Annotated in this window: 16 protein-coding genes; 10 read left to right on the forward strand and 6 right to left on the reverse strand. The window is 54.7% G+C overall.

Translation table 11 applies throughout. The features are described from left to right. Window positions 1-203 precede the first annotated feature (203 nt). Entirely contained in the window at window positions 204-1,379 is a 1,176-nt protein-coding gene (locus LOC22_RS06420) for an oligogalacturonate lyase family protein (protein WP_047745242.1), read from the forward strand. A gap of 206 nt (window positions 1,380-1,585) precedes the next feature. Here LOC22_RS06420 and LOC22_RS06425 read toward each other — a convergent pair whose 3' ends face one another. The 3 genes from LOC22_RS06425 to LOC22_RS06435 all read right to left on the reverse strand — a co-directional run bounded on the left by LOC22_RS06425 (window position 1,586) and on the right by LOC22_RS06435 (window position 4,724). Beyond that, entirely contained in the window at window positions 1,586-2,269 is a 684-nt protein-coding gene (locus tag LOC22_RS06425; protein ID WP_003862842.1) for an oligogalacturonate-specific porin KdgM family protein, read from the reverse strand. A 317-nt stretch (window positions 2,270-2,586) separates the two neighbouring features. Then, window positions 2,587-3,765 carry an acetyl-CoA C-acetyltransferase gene (locus LOC22_RS06430; protein WP_015571770.1) on the reverse strand — a complete coding sequence of 393 codons (1,179 nt, stop codon included), beginning with the start codon at window positions 3,763-3,765 and terminating at the stop codon, window positions 2,587-2,589. Between the two features lie 92 nt (window positions 3,766-3,857). Beyond that, window positions 3,858-4,724, reverse strand: coding sequence for a LysR family transcriptional regulator (locus LOC22_RS06435; protein WP_032649394.1), 867 nt, complete (start codon window positions 4,722-4,724; stop codon window positions 3,858-3,860). A gap of 101 nt (window positions 4,725-4,825) precedes the next feature. Here LOC22_RS06435 and LOC22_RS06440 point away from each other — a divergent pair, with 101 nt between their 5' ends. Together LOC22_RS06440 and LOC22_RS06445 are read left to right on the forward strand one after the other, a co-directional pair. Next, entirely contained in the window at window positions 4,826-5,290 is a 465-nt protein-coding gene (locus LOC22_RS06440; protein WP_032669280.1) for a multidrug/biocide efflux PACE transporter, read from the forward strand. Between the two features lie 116 nt (window positions 5,291-5,406). Then, window positions 5,407-6,636, forward strand: a complete 1,230-nt coding sequence (locus LOC22_RS06445) for an amino acid permease (RefSeq protein ID WP_163359030.1) — start codon at window positions 5,407-5,409, stop codon at window positions 6,634-6,636. 33 nt (window positions 6,637-6,669) lie between these two features. On the opposite strand, the gene LOC22_RS06450 is transcribed toward LOC22_RS06445, so the two are convergent. Both LOC22_RS06450 and yjdI read right to left on the reverse strand, forming a co-directional pair. Further along, on the reverse strand, window positions 6,670-6,942 hold the full coding sequence (locus tag LOC22_RS06450; protein WP_003862848.1) for a GNAT family N-acetyltransferase: 273 nt from the start codon (window positions 6,940-6,942) through the stop codon (window positions 6,670-6,672). Between the two features lie 10 nt (window positions 6,943-6,952). Then, entirely contained in the window at window positions 6,953-7,183 is a 231-nt protein-coding gene (gene yjdI, locus LOC22_RS06455; RefSeq protein ID WP_230239436.1) for a 4Fe-4S mono-cluster protein YjdI, read from the reverse strand. Window positions 7,184-7,636: 453 nt separating this feature from the next. Between yjdI and LOC22_RS06460 the strand changes: the two genes are divergently transcribed. The 7 genes from LOC22_RS06460 (at window position 7,637) to LOC22_RS06490 (ending at window position 13,989) form a co-directional block, all read left to right on the forward strand. Continuing rightward, window positions 7,637-7,825: a general stress protein gene (locus LOC22_RS06460; RefSeq protein ID WP_015571775.1), complete on the forward strand. Its 189-nt coding sequence runs from the start codon at window positions 7,637-7,639 to the stop codon at window positions 7,823-7,825. Window positions 7,826-7,915: 90 nt separating this feature from the next. After that, window positions 7,916-8,413 carry a ferritin-like domain-containing protein gene (locus LOC22_RS06465; protein ID WP_003862851.1) on the forward strand — a complete coding sequence of 166 codons (498 nt, stop codon included), beginning with the start codon at window positions 7,916-7,918 and terminating at the stop codon, window positions 8,411-8,413. Window positions 8,414-8,474: 61 nt separating this feature from the next. Further along, window positions 8,475-8,981 carry a ferritin-like domain-containing protein gene (locus LOC22_RS06470; protein ID WP_017382870.1) on the forward strand — a complete coding sequence of 169 codons (507 nt, stop codon included), beginning with the start codon at window positions 8,475-8,477 and terminating at the stop codon, window positions 8,979-8,981. Between the two features lie 17 nt (window positions 8,982-8,998). Continuing rightward, complete coding sequence (locus tag LOC22_RS06475) at window positions 8,999-9,871, forward strand: manganese catalase family protein (protein ID WP_015571777.1); 873 nt, start codon at window positions 8,999-9,001, stop codon at window positions 9,869-9,871. A gap of 70 nt (window positions 9,872-9,941) precedes the next feature. Further along, on the forward strand, window positions 9,942-11,345 hold the full coding sequence (locus tag LOC22_RS06480) for a cytochrome ubiquinol oxidase subunit I (protein ID WP_017382872.1): 1,404 nt from the start codon (window positions 9,942-9,944) through the stop codon (window positions 11,343-11,345). After that, window positions 11,345-12,355, forward strand: a complete 1,011-nt coding sequence (gene cydB / locus LOC22_RS06485; RefSeq protein WP_230239437.1) for a cytochrome d ubiquinol oxidase subunit II — start codon at window positions 11,345-11,347, stop codon at window positions 12,353-12,355. Before LOC22_RS06480 ends, cydB begins: the two co-directional genes overlap by 1 nt. An 8-nt stretch (window positions 12,356-12,363) precedes the next feature. Next, window positions 12,364-13,989, forward strand: a complete 1,626-nt coding sequence (locus LOC22_RS06490; RefSeq protein WP_230239438.1) for an alpha-amylase family protein — start codon at window positions 12,364-12,366, stop codon at window positions 13,987-13,989. On the opposite strand, the gene LOC22_RS06495 is transcribed toward LOC22_RS06490, so the two are convergent. Next, complete coding sequence (locus LOC22_RS06495) at window positions 13,990-14,976, reverse strand: SDR family oxidoreductase (protein ID WP_015571781.1); 987 nt, start codon at window positions 14,974-14,976, stop codon at window positions 13,990-13,992. Window positions 14,977-14,978 lie beyond the last annotated feature (2 nt).

Raw genomic sequence — 14,978 nt, forward strand, 5'->3', positions numbered from 1 at the left:
TTTTCAATTGCATTTAAAACAACGTTTCATTTTTTCTGCTTGTTTATGCCAGAAATGGTGTTTCGATCACGATAAATCTTTAAGACCCTCAATCTGGTTAATGAAACTGAGAAAGTGCGCTGTCAGTCACACATAATGAAACAACGTTTTGATAATTTATCACCTAGCTTTCAACCTACATTACGCGTTTAAAGGAGTGCATTATGGCTAAAGGTATGCGGGTCAAGCTGAACTATGAGGTCAGCCGCGATCCGGATACAGGCGTGGAAGTCACCCGCCTGACCCCACCGGAAGTAACCTGTCATCGCAACTACTTTTACCAGAAGTGCTTCTTTAACGATGGCAGCCACCTGCTGTTCGCCGGGGAGTTCGACGGTCACTGGAACTATTACCTGTTGGATCTGAAAAACGCCGAAGCGGTACAGTTGACCGAAGGCGCGGGCGATAACACCTTTGGCGGGTTCCTCTCTCCGGACGATAAATCCCTCTACTATGTGAAGAACGATCGCACCCTGCTGGAGGTGGATTTACAGACGCTGGCAGAGCGCGAAGTGTACCGCGTCCCGGAAGAGTGGGTCGGCTACGGCACCTGGGTCGCGAACAGCGACTGCACCAAACTGGTGGGTATTGAGATTGCCAGACGTGACTGGACGCCACTCAACGACTGGAAAATTTTCCACGACTTCTTCCACAAAGGGCCGCACTGCCGCCTGCTGCGCGTTGATCTGAAAACGGGTGAAAGCACCACCATTCATGACGAGAAGATCTGGCTGGGACATCCGATATATCGCCCGTTCGATGACAATACCGTGGCCTTCTGTCATGAAGGGCCGCACGACCTGGTCGACGCCCGCATGTGGCTGGTGAACGAAGATGGCAGCAACGTGCGGAAAGTGAAAACGCACGCGGAAGGTGAAAGCTGTACACATGAATTTTGGGTGCCGGACGGGTCCGCGCTGATCTACGTTTCTTACCTGAAAGGTCAGCAAGGGCGCACCATCTCCCGCTTCAACCCGGACACCGGCGTGAATGAAGCGGTAATGAATATGCCCGCCTGTTCGCACCTGATGAGCAACGTCGACGGCACCCTGCTGGTTGGCGACGGCTCCGGTACGCCTGTCGATGTGAAAGACACCGGCGGCTACACCATTGATAACGATCCTTATCTGTATGCCTTTGACGTGGCGAAGAAAGCCTGTTACCGCATCGCCCGTCATGACACCTCATGGGCTACGGTGGCGAACAGCCGCCAGGTAACCCACCCGCATCCGTCCTTCACGCCGGACGAAAAAGCGGTGCTGTACAGTTCCGATAAAGACGGCAAACCGGCCCTCTATATCGCGAAACTCCCCGAGCAACCTGAAATGTTGCATGTCTGATTTGAGTTAGTGTTTCTGTAACTGGCCTTGCCCTCCGTTTCGGAGGGCTTTTTTTTGGGTGACTGCGCGGCGCTTTTTGCCGGGTGGCGCTTCGCTTACCCGGCCTACGAAACGACGGATTGGAAGGAAGGTGTAGGTCGGATAAGAAGGTGTAGGCCGGGTAAGCGTTAGCGCCACCCGGCGGTTTTAGCGAAGAAGATAAATTATCAGAAGGAGTACGCCACGCCTAAACGGAAACGGGTCTGGCGTTCGTCCGTGTCTTTAACCCCCACGTTGCCCACCTCCACATACGGCGCCCAGTTTTTATCCCATTTGTAGGCCAGCTTGGCGTTATATTCGTTGGAATAATCTTTATTGTTATTTCGGGCCACGCCTTCAGAACTTTTCGCGTAAACATAGTTCAGCTCGGTACGCCAGTCACCTAATACCCAACCGACCCACGCATCGCCACGGTTAACTTTATCGTCGTCCTTATTTGAGCTTGACGGGTAGCGGGTATATTCGTAACGGTAACGCGCAGCCACGTAGAAGCCATTATCGAAGCTATATTGCACATGCAGATTCGGTTTATAAATGGTGCGACTGTCTGTGCTTTCAATCGTAAACGCAGGGGTCAGGGCGATATTGTCTGTCGCTTTCCAGCGCCAGCTAATCTGATCTTCGTGACCGTTCCCCACTACATCCGCGAATGGCTGATCTGCCTTGTCCCCGCCTGATTTCCACTTCGCCTCGACTGAAAAACCGAAGCCATTATCAAAGCGGTGCGAGACGGCAACACGGTCGGCATTCGAGCCGCTGTCAATATATTCGTGACGCAGATCGACGGTAACGGCGCTAGCCGCAAAAGAGGCACTAATAAGGGAAGCAAGGAGCAGAGATTTCTTAAACATGAAAAAACCCTCAATTAAAATAACGTTTCGTTTTTATGAAACTTGAGTTTATTTTTTATGCACCGTTATTTTAGTGACAAGGATCGAAATTATTTGTTTCATTTTTTTTGGCAAAGATTGACGTGAACCCCATCAACAAAAAAAGGGTATTAACCGTAAATTTCAGGCGTGAGATCACATTAAGCACTTCACAAAGCCAATAATTAACCGCGCAATAATTATTGCGGGCTTCAGAAAGAACGCAGAAGTGTTAAAAAAGGATTCTGCGGACACAAAAAAACCTCCCGTGGGAGGTTTCTGTGCACAGAGAGAGGAAACTACCGTTCGATAGCCAGGGCCACCCCCTGCCCCCCGCCAATACAGAGTGTTGCGATCCCTTTTCGGGCGTTACGCTTTTTCATTTCGTGGACCAACGACACCAGAATGCGGCAGCCGGAGGCGCCAATGGGATGGCCCAGCGCGATGGCTCCGCCGTTGACGTTGACCCGCAGCGGATCCCATTCCAGCATTTTCCCGACCGAGATCGCCTGTGCAGCAAAAGCTTCGTTGACCTCAATCAGATCCACATCGTTCAGCTCCCAGCCCGCCCGCTCCAGGCAGCGGCGCGTGGCATAGACCGGGGCGATCCCCATTAACGCGGGATCAACGCCCACGCTGGCAAACGCTTTGATCCGCGCCAGCACCGGCAGCGCCAGCTCCTGGGCTTTGCTTTCACTCATCATCATCACCGCCGCCGCACCGTCGTTAATGGATGAGGCGTTGCCTGCCGTTACGGAACCGAGCGTTTCAAAGGCCGGATCGAGTTTTGCCAGCCCTTCTGCGCTGGCATCGGTGCGCGGCTGCTCGTCGGTATCGACGATGAGCGCTTCACCGTTCTGGCGCTGGGTACTGACCGGGACAATTTCATCGCGAAAACGCCCGGAGTCGATCGCTGCACGCGCTTTTTGCTGTGAGCTGAGGGCATATGCATCCTGAAGCTCGCGGCTGATACCGTATTCCCGCGCCAGGTTTTCCGCCGTTACGCCCATATGGTAGTCGTTGAAGGCGTCCCACAGCCCGTCGTGAACCAGGCTGTCAAGCAGCTGACTGTTCCCGAGCTGCGCGCCGGTCCGGCTGTCGGTCAGGACATGCGGGGCGCGGCTCATATTCTCCTGCCCGCCGGCAATGACCACATCCGCTTCACCACACTGGATGGCCTGCGTTGCAAGATGGAGCGCTTTCAAACCTGAACCACAGACGTCGTTAATGGTAATTGCCGAAACGGTATTAGGCAGGCCGCCCTTCAGCGCCGCCTGGCGCGCAGGGTTTTGTCCCGCGCCAGCGGTCAGCACCTGGCCCAGGATCACCTCATCAATTTCATGTGCGGCAATCCCGCTGCGTTCCACCAGCGCTCTTACCACCACGCTGCCAAGATCAACCGCAGAATGACGCGCAAGCGCTCCCTGAAAACAGCCGATAGCCGTACGTAACGCACCCACTATAACGACATCTTTCATCACGACCTCTGTGCAAAATGACATGACGATAGTAGAGGATTGTTATCAACAATTGACGCAAATGTTTAAAATTAGTGAGTTTAGTCACAGGATTATCGTGCGTCCTGCAAGTACTGGCGCAGCCAGCTTCCGGCGACGCCGGGCGGGGTTCGTTTGTTCCATACCAGATCGATGGCAATCGACCTCGGCCAGCCCGGCACGTTCAGCTGCACCAGCGATTTCGACGCGGCAAATTCGTCGACCAGCGCGCAGGGTAACGCGCACCAGCCAAAGCCCTGTACCGCCATGCTCAGCAGTAACAGATAATTCGGCGCAGACCAGACCGGCCCGCGCGAAAGGGGCGCTTCCCGTTCAAGATAGGTGCTCAACCGCAGCTCGCGCCAGCCATGCAGCTCGTCCGCCTGCGTCTCATGTTGCCCTGCCAGAGGATGTCCGGCAGAAACGTAGATGGCCATCCGCGTCTGCATAGGCAGACGGGTCGCGCCAATATCGGTCGGATAGCTGTCGCGCGCTTCCGTCAGGCCAATTTGCGCCCGCTCCTTTTGCAGCAGATCGATCACGTCCTCCTCTTCCCCAATCAGGCACTCAAATTCCGTGTGCGGAAAACGCTGGTCGAACTGGCTCATCATCTGTTCCAGCACGGCCGGGTTAAGCGTATCGGAGAGAACAAAGGTAAAACGCGCCTCCGTTTGCGCGGTTAAAGATACGGCCAGCTCATCCAGGCGCGCGCTGGCGGCGAGTATCGACTGGACATAGCCCAGCACCTGTTCACCCTGGGCGGTTAATACCGGGTGACGCGCCGAGCGATCGAACAGCTCAAAGCCAAGGTCAGCTTCAAGGTTGGCGATGGAGGTGCTGATGGTGGACTGGCTTTTACGCAGCCGTCGTGCCGCAGCAGAAAACGAACCTGCGGCGACAGTTTCAACAAACGCGGTCAGTGCTTCGGGAGAATAACGCATGATGTATCTGCTTTATCGATGGATACCATCTTTTATATATCACCTTAAGCGATAAGAATAGGCCGCATCAACGCCCATACTGGCGTCAATATGAGGTAAATATGCAACATCAGGATGCACTCCAACGTAAATTGCCGGAGCGGATCTTCCATGCCGTCTGTTTTGAAGGCATTGCTACGGCGATCCTCGCCCCGACGGCCGCGTGGCTAATGCAGCGCTCGGTGGTTGAAATGGGGGGTCTCACCATTATTCTGGCGACCACGGCAATGCTCTGGAACATTATCTATAACTTTGGCTTCGACCGTTTCTGGCCCGTCCAGCGGGTGAAGCGCACGGCGAAAGTGCGCGCCCTGCATGCCCTGGGTTTTGAATGCGGCTTTATTGTGATTGGCGTAACCATCGTTGCCGCCGTGCTGGGCGTGACGCTGCTCCAGGCTTTTACCCTGGAAATTGGTTTCTTCCTGTTCTTCCTGCCGTACACCATGCTCTACAACTGGGCGTACGACACCCTGCGGGATAAAATCATCAAGCGCCGCCAGCAACGACGCGCCCTGGCAAGCGAATAACCTTCCGGCCGGAGACCTGCTCCGGCCCACCCCCTGCGAAGCAACGGCGACCTCAACGCATAATTATGGTAAATTGCACTCCTTTTTGTTCGTTTTATAGTTGATACGTTGCTCTAATGTCGAAAATTTGGTCAAAAGAAGAGACTCTCTGGAGTTTCGCCCTCTACGGCACTGCCGTGGGCGCAGGAACCCTGTTCTTGCCCATTCAGCTCGGCTCTGCTGGCGCGATTGTCCTGCTGATCACCGCCCTTGTGGCGTATCCCTTAACCTACTGGCCGCATAAAGCGCTGGCGCAATTTATTCTGTCGTCGAAGACGAAAGGCAACGAAGGGATCACCGGTGCCGTTTCCCATTACTACGGCAAAAAGATCGGCAACCTGATCACCACGCTCTATTTTGTGGCCTTCTTTGTGGTAGTTCTGATTTACGCGGTGGCGATAACCAACTCACTCACTGAACAGCTGGCGAAACGGATGACGGTGGATACCGGCATGCGGATGCTGGTGAGCTTTGGCGTGGTGCTGATTTTGAATCTGATCTTCCTGATGGGGCGGCACATCACCATTAAGGTGATGGGTTTCCTTGTCTTTCCACTGATCGCCTATTTCCTGTTTGTCTCGCTGTATCTGACGGGCAGCTGGCAGCCGTCGCTGCTGACCAGCCAGATGGCCTTCGACCAGCATACGCTGCACCAGGTGTGGATTTCGATCCCGGTGATGGTTTTCGCTTTTAGCCATACTCCGATCATCTCGACCTTCGCCGTAGACCGTCGCGAGAAATACGGTGAAGAGGCGATGGGTAAATGCAAAAAAATCATGAAAGTGGCGTACCTGATCATCTGCCTCAGCGTGCTGTTCTTTGTGTTCAGTTGCCTGCTTTCGATTCCACCGTCGTATATCGTGGCGGCAAAAGAGGAAGGGGTGACGATCCTGTCCGCGCTGTCGATGATGCCTTCCTCCCCGGCATGGCTGGGCATTTCCGGCATTATCGTGGCGATTATTGCGATGTCGAAATCGTTCCTCGGCACCTATTTTGGCGTGATTGAAGGGGCAACGGAAATTGTGAAATCGTCGCTGATTCAGGTGGGTGTGAAGAAAAGCCGCGCCTTTAACCGCGCGGTTTCGATTCTCGGCGTGTCGCTGATTACCTTTGCGGTCTGCTGCATCAACCCGAATGCGATCTCAATGATTTATGCCATCAGCGGTCCGCTTATCGCCATGATCCTGTTCATCATGCCGACGCTGTCGACGTACCTGATCCCGTCATTAAAACCGTACCGCTCCATCGGTAACCTGCTGACGCTGATTGTGGGTGTGCTGTGTGTGTCGGTGATGTTTGTGGGTTGAGTATGCTGCCCGGCGCAATGCCGGGCATCTGTTTTACGCCCGAATATCGTCATACTCCCGCGTATTATCAAACTCATGCTTCGCAAATGGACACAGCGGGATAATTTTACGATTCTCACCGCGCATCTTCTCTACCACCTTCGCCACCAGCTGTTTACCCACACCCTGCCCTTTCAGGCTCGGATCCACATCGGTGTGCTCAATGATGCTCAGATGCTCGCCGGTCGGGACAAAGACGATCTCCGCTACCTGATTGCCTTCGGCGTCGTTGACGTAAAACTTGTTATGGCCTTCAAGAATTTCCATGGTTCCTCGCTTATTTTTGGCGGTACTTCAGCGCACCGATCGGGCAGGTATCAATTACGCGCATAACCGTTTCTGCATCTACTTCATCCGGCGCGATCCATGGTTTACGCTTCAGATCGAACAGCTTCGCGCTGCCGCGCACGCAGTTGCCCGAGTGTTTGCAGATCCCGGTGTTGAAGTAGACATCGATTTTCTCACCGGTATAGGCCCGGTACCCCGCATCCAGTAGCTCCTGATCCATGACATTGCCTCTGTAATTATTGTGGTGACAAAAGAAGCATACCCTCACCCGATCCGCCTGACCACGTCAAAAACGAGGTTTAGCCACACTCTTTTCAGCGCATGACTTCTTCACGTTCATAGGATTATTCCGAATACAAGAACCCCCGTTGCGAAGATATATTTTTGCGCTGTGTCAATTCTTGTAATAATTCACGCCACGTTCACATTAGGATTATTAGCCAAGCGCAATCTTAACCTCCGGATTTATTTTCATCTAACTGATGGATTTCCCATCCGTTTTTAAAACTCGTAACGAAGCGGTATTTCTTCACTCCCTGCAAAATTACCGCAAAACAACCCAGACAAGAAATTTGACTCTTCTCACATAACGACTAATGTTAATTTCTGAACGACAACTGATACGAATTACTTATCGTATCTCCTGACATAAACGCAACATGAGGGTTGATATATGGCAGAGCAACATCGTGGTGGTTCCGGTAATTTCGCTGAAGACCGTGAAAAGGCATCAGAAGCTGGACGTAAAGGCGGCCAGCACAGCGGCGGTAATTTCAAAAACGATCCGCAACGCGCATCTGAAGCGGGTAAGAAAGGGGGACAGAGCAGTCACGGCGGAGGCCGTAAATCTGATAACTCCTGATCTTATTTAAAGCTCTTATAAATATACCGAGAGCATGCTGCGGGCCCGTCGGCTCGCAGTACCTTCCCTTTATTTCACTGGAGCGAAAATATGAATATGAAAACTGTTGAAGATGTATTTATTCACCTGTTATCCGACACCTACAGCGCTGAGAAGCAGCTGACCCGCGCGCTAAGCAAATTAGCTCGCGCCGCATCCAGCGAGAAGCTGAGTGCCGCGTTCACGGCTCACCTCGAAGAGACGCAGGGACAGATCGAACGTATCGATCAGATTATTGAGCAGGAATCCGGCCTCAAACTGAAGCGCATGAAATGCGTTGCGATGGAAGGCTTAATTGAAGAAGCCAACGAAGTTATTGAGAGCACTGAGAAAAATGAAGTACGTGACGCTGCATTAATTGCTGCCGCACAGAAAGTTGAACACTACGAAATTGCCAGCTACGGCACCCTGGCCACCCTGGCTGAACAATTAGGCTATAAAAAAGCCGTTAAACTTCTTGCCGAAACGCTGGAAGAAGAAAAAGAAACCGATCTCAAATTAACCGATCTGGCTGTCGGTAATATTAATCAAAAAGCCCAGAAAGGATAATTAATATCTGATGAGCATCAGCACCAAAAATTAACCAGAAAATAAATCACAGGAGTTAATTATGAATCATGTAGAACACTACCATGATTGGCTACGCGATGCCCATGCGATGGAAAAGCAAGCCGAATCCATGCTGGAATCAATGGCCAGCCGTATTGATAATTATCCCGACTTACGTGCACGAATTGAACAACACGTTAATGAAACTAAACACCAAATTACCGTGCTGGAAGAAATTCTCGACCGCAATGATATTTCCCGTTCGGTCATAAAAGATTCCATGAGTAAAATGGCGGCGCTCGGCCAGTCCATTGGCGGCATGTTCCCTTCCGACGAAATTGTTAAAGGCTCTATCAGCGGCTACGTTTTTGAGCAGTTTGAAATTGCCTGCTACACCTCTCTGCTGGCTGCGGCCAAACAAGCGGGCGATACCGCCTCCATTCCAGCCCTTGAATCCATTCTGGAAGAAGAGCGCCAGATGGCAGACTGGCTGCTCCAGCATATTCCACAGACGACGGAACAGTTCCTGCTGCGCTCCGACGCGGATGGCGTTGAAGCTAAAAAATAACGAAATAGGGAGAATGTATGTTTCGACACGTAAAACAGCTGCAATACACGGTACGCGTAGCCGAACCGAATCCGGGCCTGGCCAATCTTCTGCTTGAGCAGTTTGGCGGGCCACAGGGCGAACTTGCCGCGGCATGTCGTTACTTTACGCAAGGATTGAGCGACGACGATCCCGGTCGTAAAGATATGCTGATGGATATCGCGACCGAGGAGTTAAGTCACCTGGAAATTATCGGCACCCTGGTGGGTATGCTGAATAAGGGTGCGAAAGGCGAACTGGCGGAAGGCGTTGAAAATGAAGCGGAACTGTACCGCTCCATGACCGAGAACGGCAACGACAGTCATATCACCTCCCTGCTCTACGGCGGCGGTACTCCGCTTACTAACTCCGCAGGCGTACCGTGGACGGCGGCGTACGTGGATACCATTGGCGAACCGACCGCGGATCTGCGCTCTAACATAGCGGCCGAGGCGCGCGCCAAAATTATCTACGAACGGCTTATTAACGTAACGGACGATCCGGGTGTTAAAGATGCGCTGGCGTTTTTAATGACGCGTGAGGCAGCACACCAGCTCTCGTTTGAGAAGGCGCTCCAGTCGATCCGTAACAATTTCCCACCAGGTAAATTGCCGCCAATCGAAGAGTACACCAACAAGTACTACAATATGTCTGAGGGGGGAGAAGTTCGCGGCAGCTGGAACAGCGATAAGCACTTCGACTACGTGGAATCTCCTCAGCCAGCGGTCGATGGCGGTGACGGCGGCGCAAGCGTAACGCTCACTACAGAGCAGGAAACGCTGGTCAAAGCGATGTGCGCACGCACGAAATCCGACCCCAATGCCGATCCGCTTACCGGTGCCGAGCTTGGTGCAGGTAAGAAAAAACCGTAACCGGTTTTGCCAGGCAGCCTGAGGCTGTCTGGCAATGCCTTGTGCGCTATCAGTTCCAGAGGTACGGAGCATGTTCGAGCTTGATGCGTTTCATCTGGCCAGGATACAGTTCGCCTTTACCGTCTCTTTTCATATTCTCTTCCCGGCGATCACCATCGGGCTTGCGAGCTATCTGGTGGTTCTCGAAGGCATGTGGCTTCGCACCAAAAATGATGTCTGGCGCTCGCTATACCATTTCTGGCTGAAAATTTTCGCCGTCAACTTTGGTATGGGCGTGGTTTCCGGGCTGGTCATGGCTTACCAGTTTGGGACTAACTGGAGCGGCTTTTCCCAGTTCGCAGGCAGCATAACCGGCCCTCTGCTCACCTATGAAGTCTTAACCGCCTTCTTCCTGGAAGCTGGTTTCTTAGGCGTGATGCTGTTCGGCTGGAACAAGGTCGGCCCCGGCCTGCACTTCTTTGCCACCTGCATGGTGGCGCTGGGCACGCTGATGTCCACCTTCTGGATCCTCGCCTCCAACAGCTGGATGCACACCCCGCAGGGCTTCAGTATTCAGAACGGTCAGGTCATTCCCGAAGACTGGCTGGCCATTATCTTTAACCCCTCATTCCCTTACCGCCTGATCCATATGTCCATCGCCGCCTTCCTGTGCAGCGCCTTGTTTGTGGGCGCGTCCGGGGCATGGCATCTGCTGCGCGGTAACGATACGCCCGCTATTCGCACAATGTTCTCCATGGCCATGTGGATGGCGCTGCTGGTCGCGCCCATTCAGGCCGTGGTTGGGGATATGCACGGCCTGAATACGCTTGAGCACCAGCCTGCCAAAATCGCCGCGATTGAAGGCCACTGGGAAAACCCGCCCGGCGAGGCCACCCCGCTGCTGCTGTTTGGCGTACCGGATATGGAAGAGGAGCGCACCAAATACGGGCTTGAAATTCCCGCGCTCGGCAGCCTGATCCTGACGCACAGCCTGGATAAACAGGTCCCGGCGCTGAAGGATTTCCCGAAAGAGGACCGCCCTAACTCGCTCATCGTCTTCTGGTCCTTCCGCATTATGGTCGGCATGGGGCTGCTGATGATTACCCTTGGCGTGCTGAGCGTCTGGCTGCGCTATCGCCGTCGACTCTATCACTCGCGGCCATTCCACTGGTTTGCCCTCTGTATGGGGCCTGCCGGACTGCTCGCGCTGCTCGCCGGGTGGGTCACCACCGAAGTGGGCCGCCAGCCGTGGGTCGTTTACGGCTATCTGCGCACGATAGATGCGGTGTCTCTGCACAGCACGTTGCAGATGAGCATCAGCCTGCTGGCCTTTATCGTGGTCTACTGTTCGGTGTTTGGCGTGGGTTATGTGTATCTCGCCCGGTTGATTAAGAAAGGTCCGCAGCCTGTGGGCACGCTAACGTCTAATACGTCGGGCACCCCTGCCCGTCCGCTGTCCGCCGCCGAGTCCGTTCCGGAAGAGGAGAAGATCTGATGGGCGTCGATATCCCGGTCATCTGGTTTGCCATTATTGTCTTCGCCACGCTGATGTACATCATCATGGACGGTTTCGATCTCGGTATCGGCATGCTGTTCAGCTTTGTGGGCGATGCCAAAGAGCGCGACGTGATGGTGAACAGCGTCGCCCCGGTCTGGGACGGAAATGAAACCTGGCTGGTTCTCGGCGGTGCAGGGTTGTTCGGCGCGTTTCCGCTGGCCTACGCAGTGATTATCGATGCCCTGACCATCCCGCTGACGGCCATGCTGATCGGGCTTATTTTCCGCGGGGTGGCGTTTGAGTTTCGCTTTAAGGCGACCCCTTCACACCGCAAATTCTGGGACTACTCCTTTGCCGGCGGTTCCCTGCTGGCAACCTTCAGCCAGGGGATCGTGGTTGGCGCGATGATCAACGGCTTTGACGTGGAAGGGCGTCGCTTTGTGGGCTCCTCGCTGGACTGGTTCACCCCGTTTAATCTGTTCTGCGGGCTGGGCTTAATTGTCGCCTATACCCTGCTGGCTACCACGTGGCTGATCATGAAAAGTGAAGGCGCGCTGCAAAACCGGATGCGCGAGCTGACCCGCCACGTGCTGCTGGCGCTGATTGCCGTTATTGCGGTGGTAAGTATCTGGACCCCGCTCGGCTGGCAGTTTGTCGCCGAGCGCTGGTCTACTCTGCCTAACTTCTTCTGGTTCCTGCCAGTTCCGGTTCTGGTCGCGGTATTCAGCCTGTGGATCTGGCGGCTGACGCGCAATCCTGACAGCCATGCCCGTCCGTTCCTGTTAACGCTGGGCCTGATCTTCCTCGGCTTTAGCGGCCTGGGCATCAGCCTGTGGCCACACATTATTCCGCCGCACATCACCCTGTGGGAAGCCGCCGCGCCGCCTGCCAGCCAGCTGTTTATGCTGATTGGTACGCTGTTAATCATCCCGGTGATCCTGGTTTATACCGCCTGGAGCTATTACGTCTTCCGGGGCAAAGTGTCTGATACCGAAGGTTATCATTAAGGATTGCTATGGCAGGCTGGCATACACGCGCCATTATTTACCAGATTGATACCGCCCTGTTTTACGATCTTAACGGCGATGGCTGTGGCGACATCGCCGGAATCACCGCGAAGCTGCGCTACATCCGCCGGATGGGCGCGACGGTTATCTGGATCACCCCGTTTTACCTCACGCCTTTTCTCGATGAAGGCTATGACGTGAGCGACCATTTGCAGGTCGATCCCCGCTTCGGCAAGCTCAACGATATCATCGCCTTTATTGAACAGGCGCGGGAGCTGGGGATGCAGGTCATTATTGAGCTGCTGATCCAGCATACCTCGGATGCGCATCCCTGGTTTCAACAGGCCCGCCGCAACCCCCAGTCACCCTACCGTGACTATTACCTGTGGTCCGACACGGACGACGACGATACGCCACCGATGTTCCCCGGCGTGGAGAAGAGCATCTGGACATGGGACGACGAGGCGGGGCAATACTACCGGCATATGTTTTATCACCACGAGCCGGATCTCAATCTCGCCTCCCCTGCGGTGCTAAAGGAGATTGAGAACATCATCATCTTCTGGCTAAAGCTCGGGGTGTCGGGCTTTCGCCTGGATGCGGCATCGCACCTGACAAAACAGGCCGGACGTGGGGATGAAAAACGCGGCCTGTGGATCCTGGAGCATCTGCGCCGTCTTATCGGGCAGCGTAACCCGGACGCGATCCTGCTCGGCGAAGTCGACGTGGAGGTCGAGGCCTACAAAGATTATTTTGGTCAGAACGACCGGCTCAACCTGGTGCTGAATTTCTGGCTCAATAAGTACTTTTACGTCAGCCTGGCAGAGAAGAGCGCACGACCGCTGCGCAACGCGGTGAAGAAGATGATTGTGCCGCCGGACTCCTGCTGCTTCGCCAACTGGCTGCGCAATCATGATGAGCTGGATCTGGAAGGGATAGGAAAAAAAGCGAAGCAGACCGTCATCGATACCTTTGCCCCTGATGAAGAGATGAGTGTGTATCAGCGAGGTATCCGCCGCCGTCTGGCGCCGATGCTTAATGGCGATCGAAAGCGGCTGGCCTTTTGCCACGCGGTCTTGTTTTCGCTGCCGGGGGTACCGGTCATGCGCTACGGGGATGAGATTGGCATGGGGGATGATTTGGATCTGGAGGAGCGTTACGCCGTACGCACTCCGATGCAGTGGGCCGGATCGCAAGGCGGCGGTTTCTCAGACGCCGCCCCGGAAACCTTTATCGCCCCGATGATTGACCATGGCCCGTACCGCTATCAAAAAATCAACGTGGCGGATTCGCTGTTGCACCGCAACTCACTCCTGCACTGCATTATCGATATCGCCAATACGCGCTCGGAGTTCCCTGAGATCGGCGTCGCGCCGTTTCGTCTTATTAATATCGACAGCGATGCGGTGCTGGGGATCTATTACGAAACCGACACGCGCAGCATTCTGACCTTCGTTAACTTCAGCAATAAGCACGTTAATTTTACCGCCAGAGGGATCCGGCATGCGACCTGGACCGCCTGCCTGGCGGACAAACGCTACAACGACGCGCTGGTGTGCGGCAAAACCGTCGCGCTTAACCTCAGCGGCTATGGCTACCGCTGGTTCTGGACCGATCGTACCGCACTGCGCTGATTATCGTCTCCGCGAGAGCAGCAGACGGGCCACGATCGCGCCCGTGACGGCAAGGGAGCCGAGCAGCACTTTCCCCGGCATGCCGGAGGTGACGCTGATAGCGCGCTCTTTTGCTTCGTCGGTGAAGTGCCCGTGGATTTTATGCAGGTCGTTAACCGGCTGATCCAGATAGTCCTGACGGTCATCCGCATTTAACGTATCGGTCATCTGCCCTTCCCAGGCCTTTTTAACCATCAGCCGATCCAGAAAGCCGGGGAAAAGAAATTGCCCGACAATCGACTGGACGGTGCTGCTGCCCACCCACAGTTCCCGCACCGGTTTCTGCGCCACCTTAAAAATAGCGCTGGCAGCTACTTCCGGCTGAAAAACGGGAGGAACCGGGCGCATCGCCCAGGCAAATTTATTCCTCGCCCACTCGAACTGCGGCGTATTGAGGCCTGGCATCTGTACCATTGCGATCTGCACCCGGCTGTTTTCATGCATCAGTTCGGTGCGCACGGCATCGGTAAATCCGCGGATCGCGGCTTTCGCCCCGCAGTAGGCTGACTGCAAGGGAATGGAACGGTAGGCCAGCGCGGAGCCAACCTGAATAATCGTTCCGCGATCGCGTGGGGTCATTAACTCCAGCGCGGCGCGGGTGCCGTTAACATAGCCCAGATAGGTCACCTCGGTGACGCGGCGAAACTCCTCCGGGGACATGGTGCGAAACGGCGCCAGCATCCCGCCCATAGCGTTATTCACCCAGACATCGATGGCCCCAAGCCGGTATTCAATCTCGTTAGCAGCATCGGTCACCGCCTTGCTGTCGGCCACGTCGGCCTGAACGGCACGGGCGTTGATCCCAAAACGGCGCAACTCCTCTTCTGTGGAGCGCAGGCTCTGCTCGTCGCGGGCAATGATGCCCACATCGTAGCCCGCTTTGGCAAAGTGCAGCGCCGTGGCTTTCCCCACGCCCGCCGTACCGCCGGTAATAACGATCACAGCCATAG

The sequence above is a fragment of the Enterobacter sp. AN-K1 genome (assembly GCF_020971765.1).
In the GTDB taxonomy this organism is placed as follows: domain Bacteria; phylum Pseudomonadota; class Gammaproteobacteria; order Enterobacterales; family Enterobacteriaceae; genus Enterobacter; species Enterobacter hormaechei_C.

Bases quoted from the DNA above. Each gene is read 5' to 3' on its own strand.
- LOC22_RS06420 (WP_047745242.1), top strand. From the start codon at position 204: ATGGCTAAAGGTATGCGGGTCAAGCTGAACTATGAGGTCAGCCGCGAT.
- LOC22_RS06425 (WP_003862842.1), bottom strand. From the start codon at position 2,269: ATGTTTAAGAAATCTCTGCTCCTTGCTTCCCTTATTAGTGCCTCTTTT.
- LOC22_RS06430 (WP_015571770.1), bottom strand. From the start codon at position 3,765: ATGAAAGATGTCGTTATAGTGGGTGCGTTACGTACGGCTATCGGCTGT.
- LOC22_RS06435 (WP_032649394.1), bottom strand. From the start codon at position 4,724: ATGCGTTATTCTCCCGAAGCACTGACCGCGTTTGTTGAAACTGTCGCC.
- LOC22_RS06440 (WP_032669280.1), top strand. From the start codon at position 4,826: ATGCAACATCAGGATGCACTCCAACGTAAATTGCCGGAGCGGATCTTC.
- LOC22_RS06445 (WP_163359030.1), top strand. From the start codon at position 5,407: ATGTCGAAAATTTGGTCAAAAGAAGAGACTCTCTGGAGTTTCGCCCTC.
- LOC22_RS06450 (WP_003862848.1), bottom strand. From the start codon at position 6,942: ATGGAAATTCTTGAAGGCCATAACAAGTTTTACGTCAACGACGCCGAA.
- yjdI (WP_230239436.1), bottom strand. From the start codon at position 7,183: ATGGATCAGGAGCTACTGGATGCGGGGTACCGGGCCTATACCGGTGAG.
- LOC22_RS06460 (WP_015571775.1), top strand. From the start codon at position 7,637: ATGGCAGAGCAACATCGTGGTGGTTCCGGTAATTTCGCTGAAGACCGT.
- LOC22_RS06465 (WP_003862851.1), top strand. From the start codon at position 7,916: ATGAATATGAAAACTGTTGAAGATGTATTTATTCACCTGTTATCCGAC.
- LOC22_RS06470 (WP_017382870.1), top strand. From the start codon at position 8,475: ATGAATCATGTAGAACACTACCATGATTGGCTACGCGATGCCCATGCG.
- LOC22_RS06475 (WP_015571777.1), top strand. From the start codon at position 8,999: ATGTTTCGACACGTAAAACAGCTGCAATACACGGTACGCGTAGCCGAA.
- LOC22_RS06480 (WP_017382872.1), top strand. From the start codon at position 9,942: ATGTTCGAGCTTGATGCGTTTCATCTGGCCAGGATACAGTTCGCCTTT.
- cydB (WP_230239437.1), top strand. From the start codon at position 11,345: ATGGGCGTCGATATCCCGGTCATCTGGTTTGCCATTATTGTCTTCGCC.
- LOC22_RS06490 (WP_230239438.1), top strand. From the start codon at position 12,364: ATGGCAGGCTGGCATACACGCGCCATTATTTACCAGATTGATACCGCC.
- LOC22_RS06495 (WP_015571781.1), bottom strand. From the start codon at position 14,976: ATGGCTGTGATCGTTATTACCGGCGGTACGGCGGGCGTGGGGAAAGCC.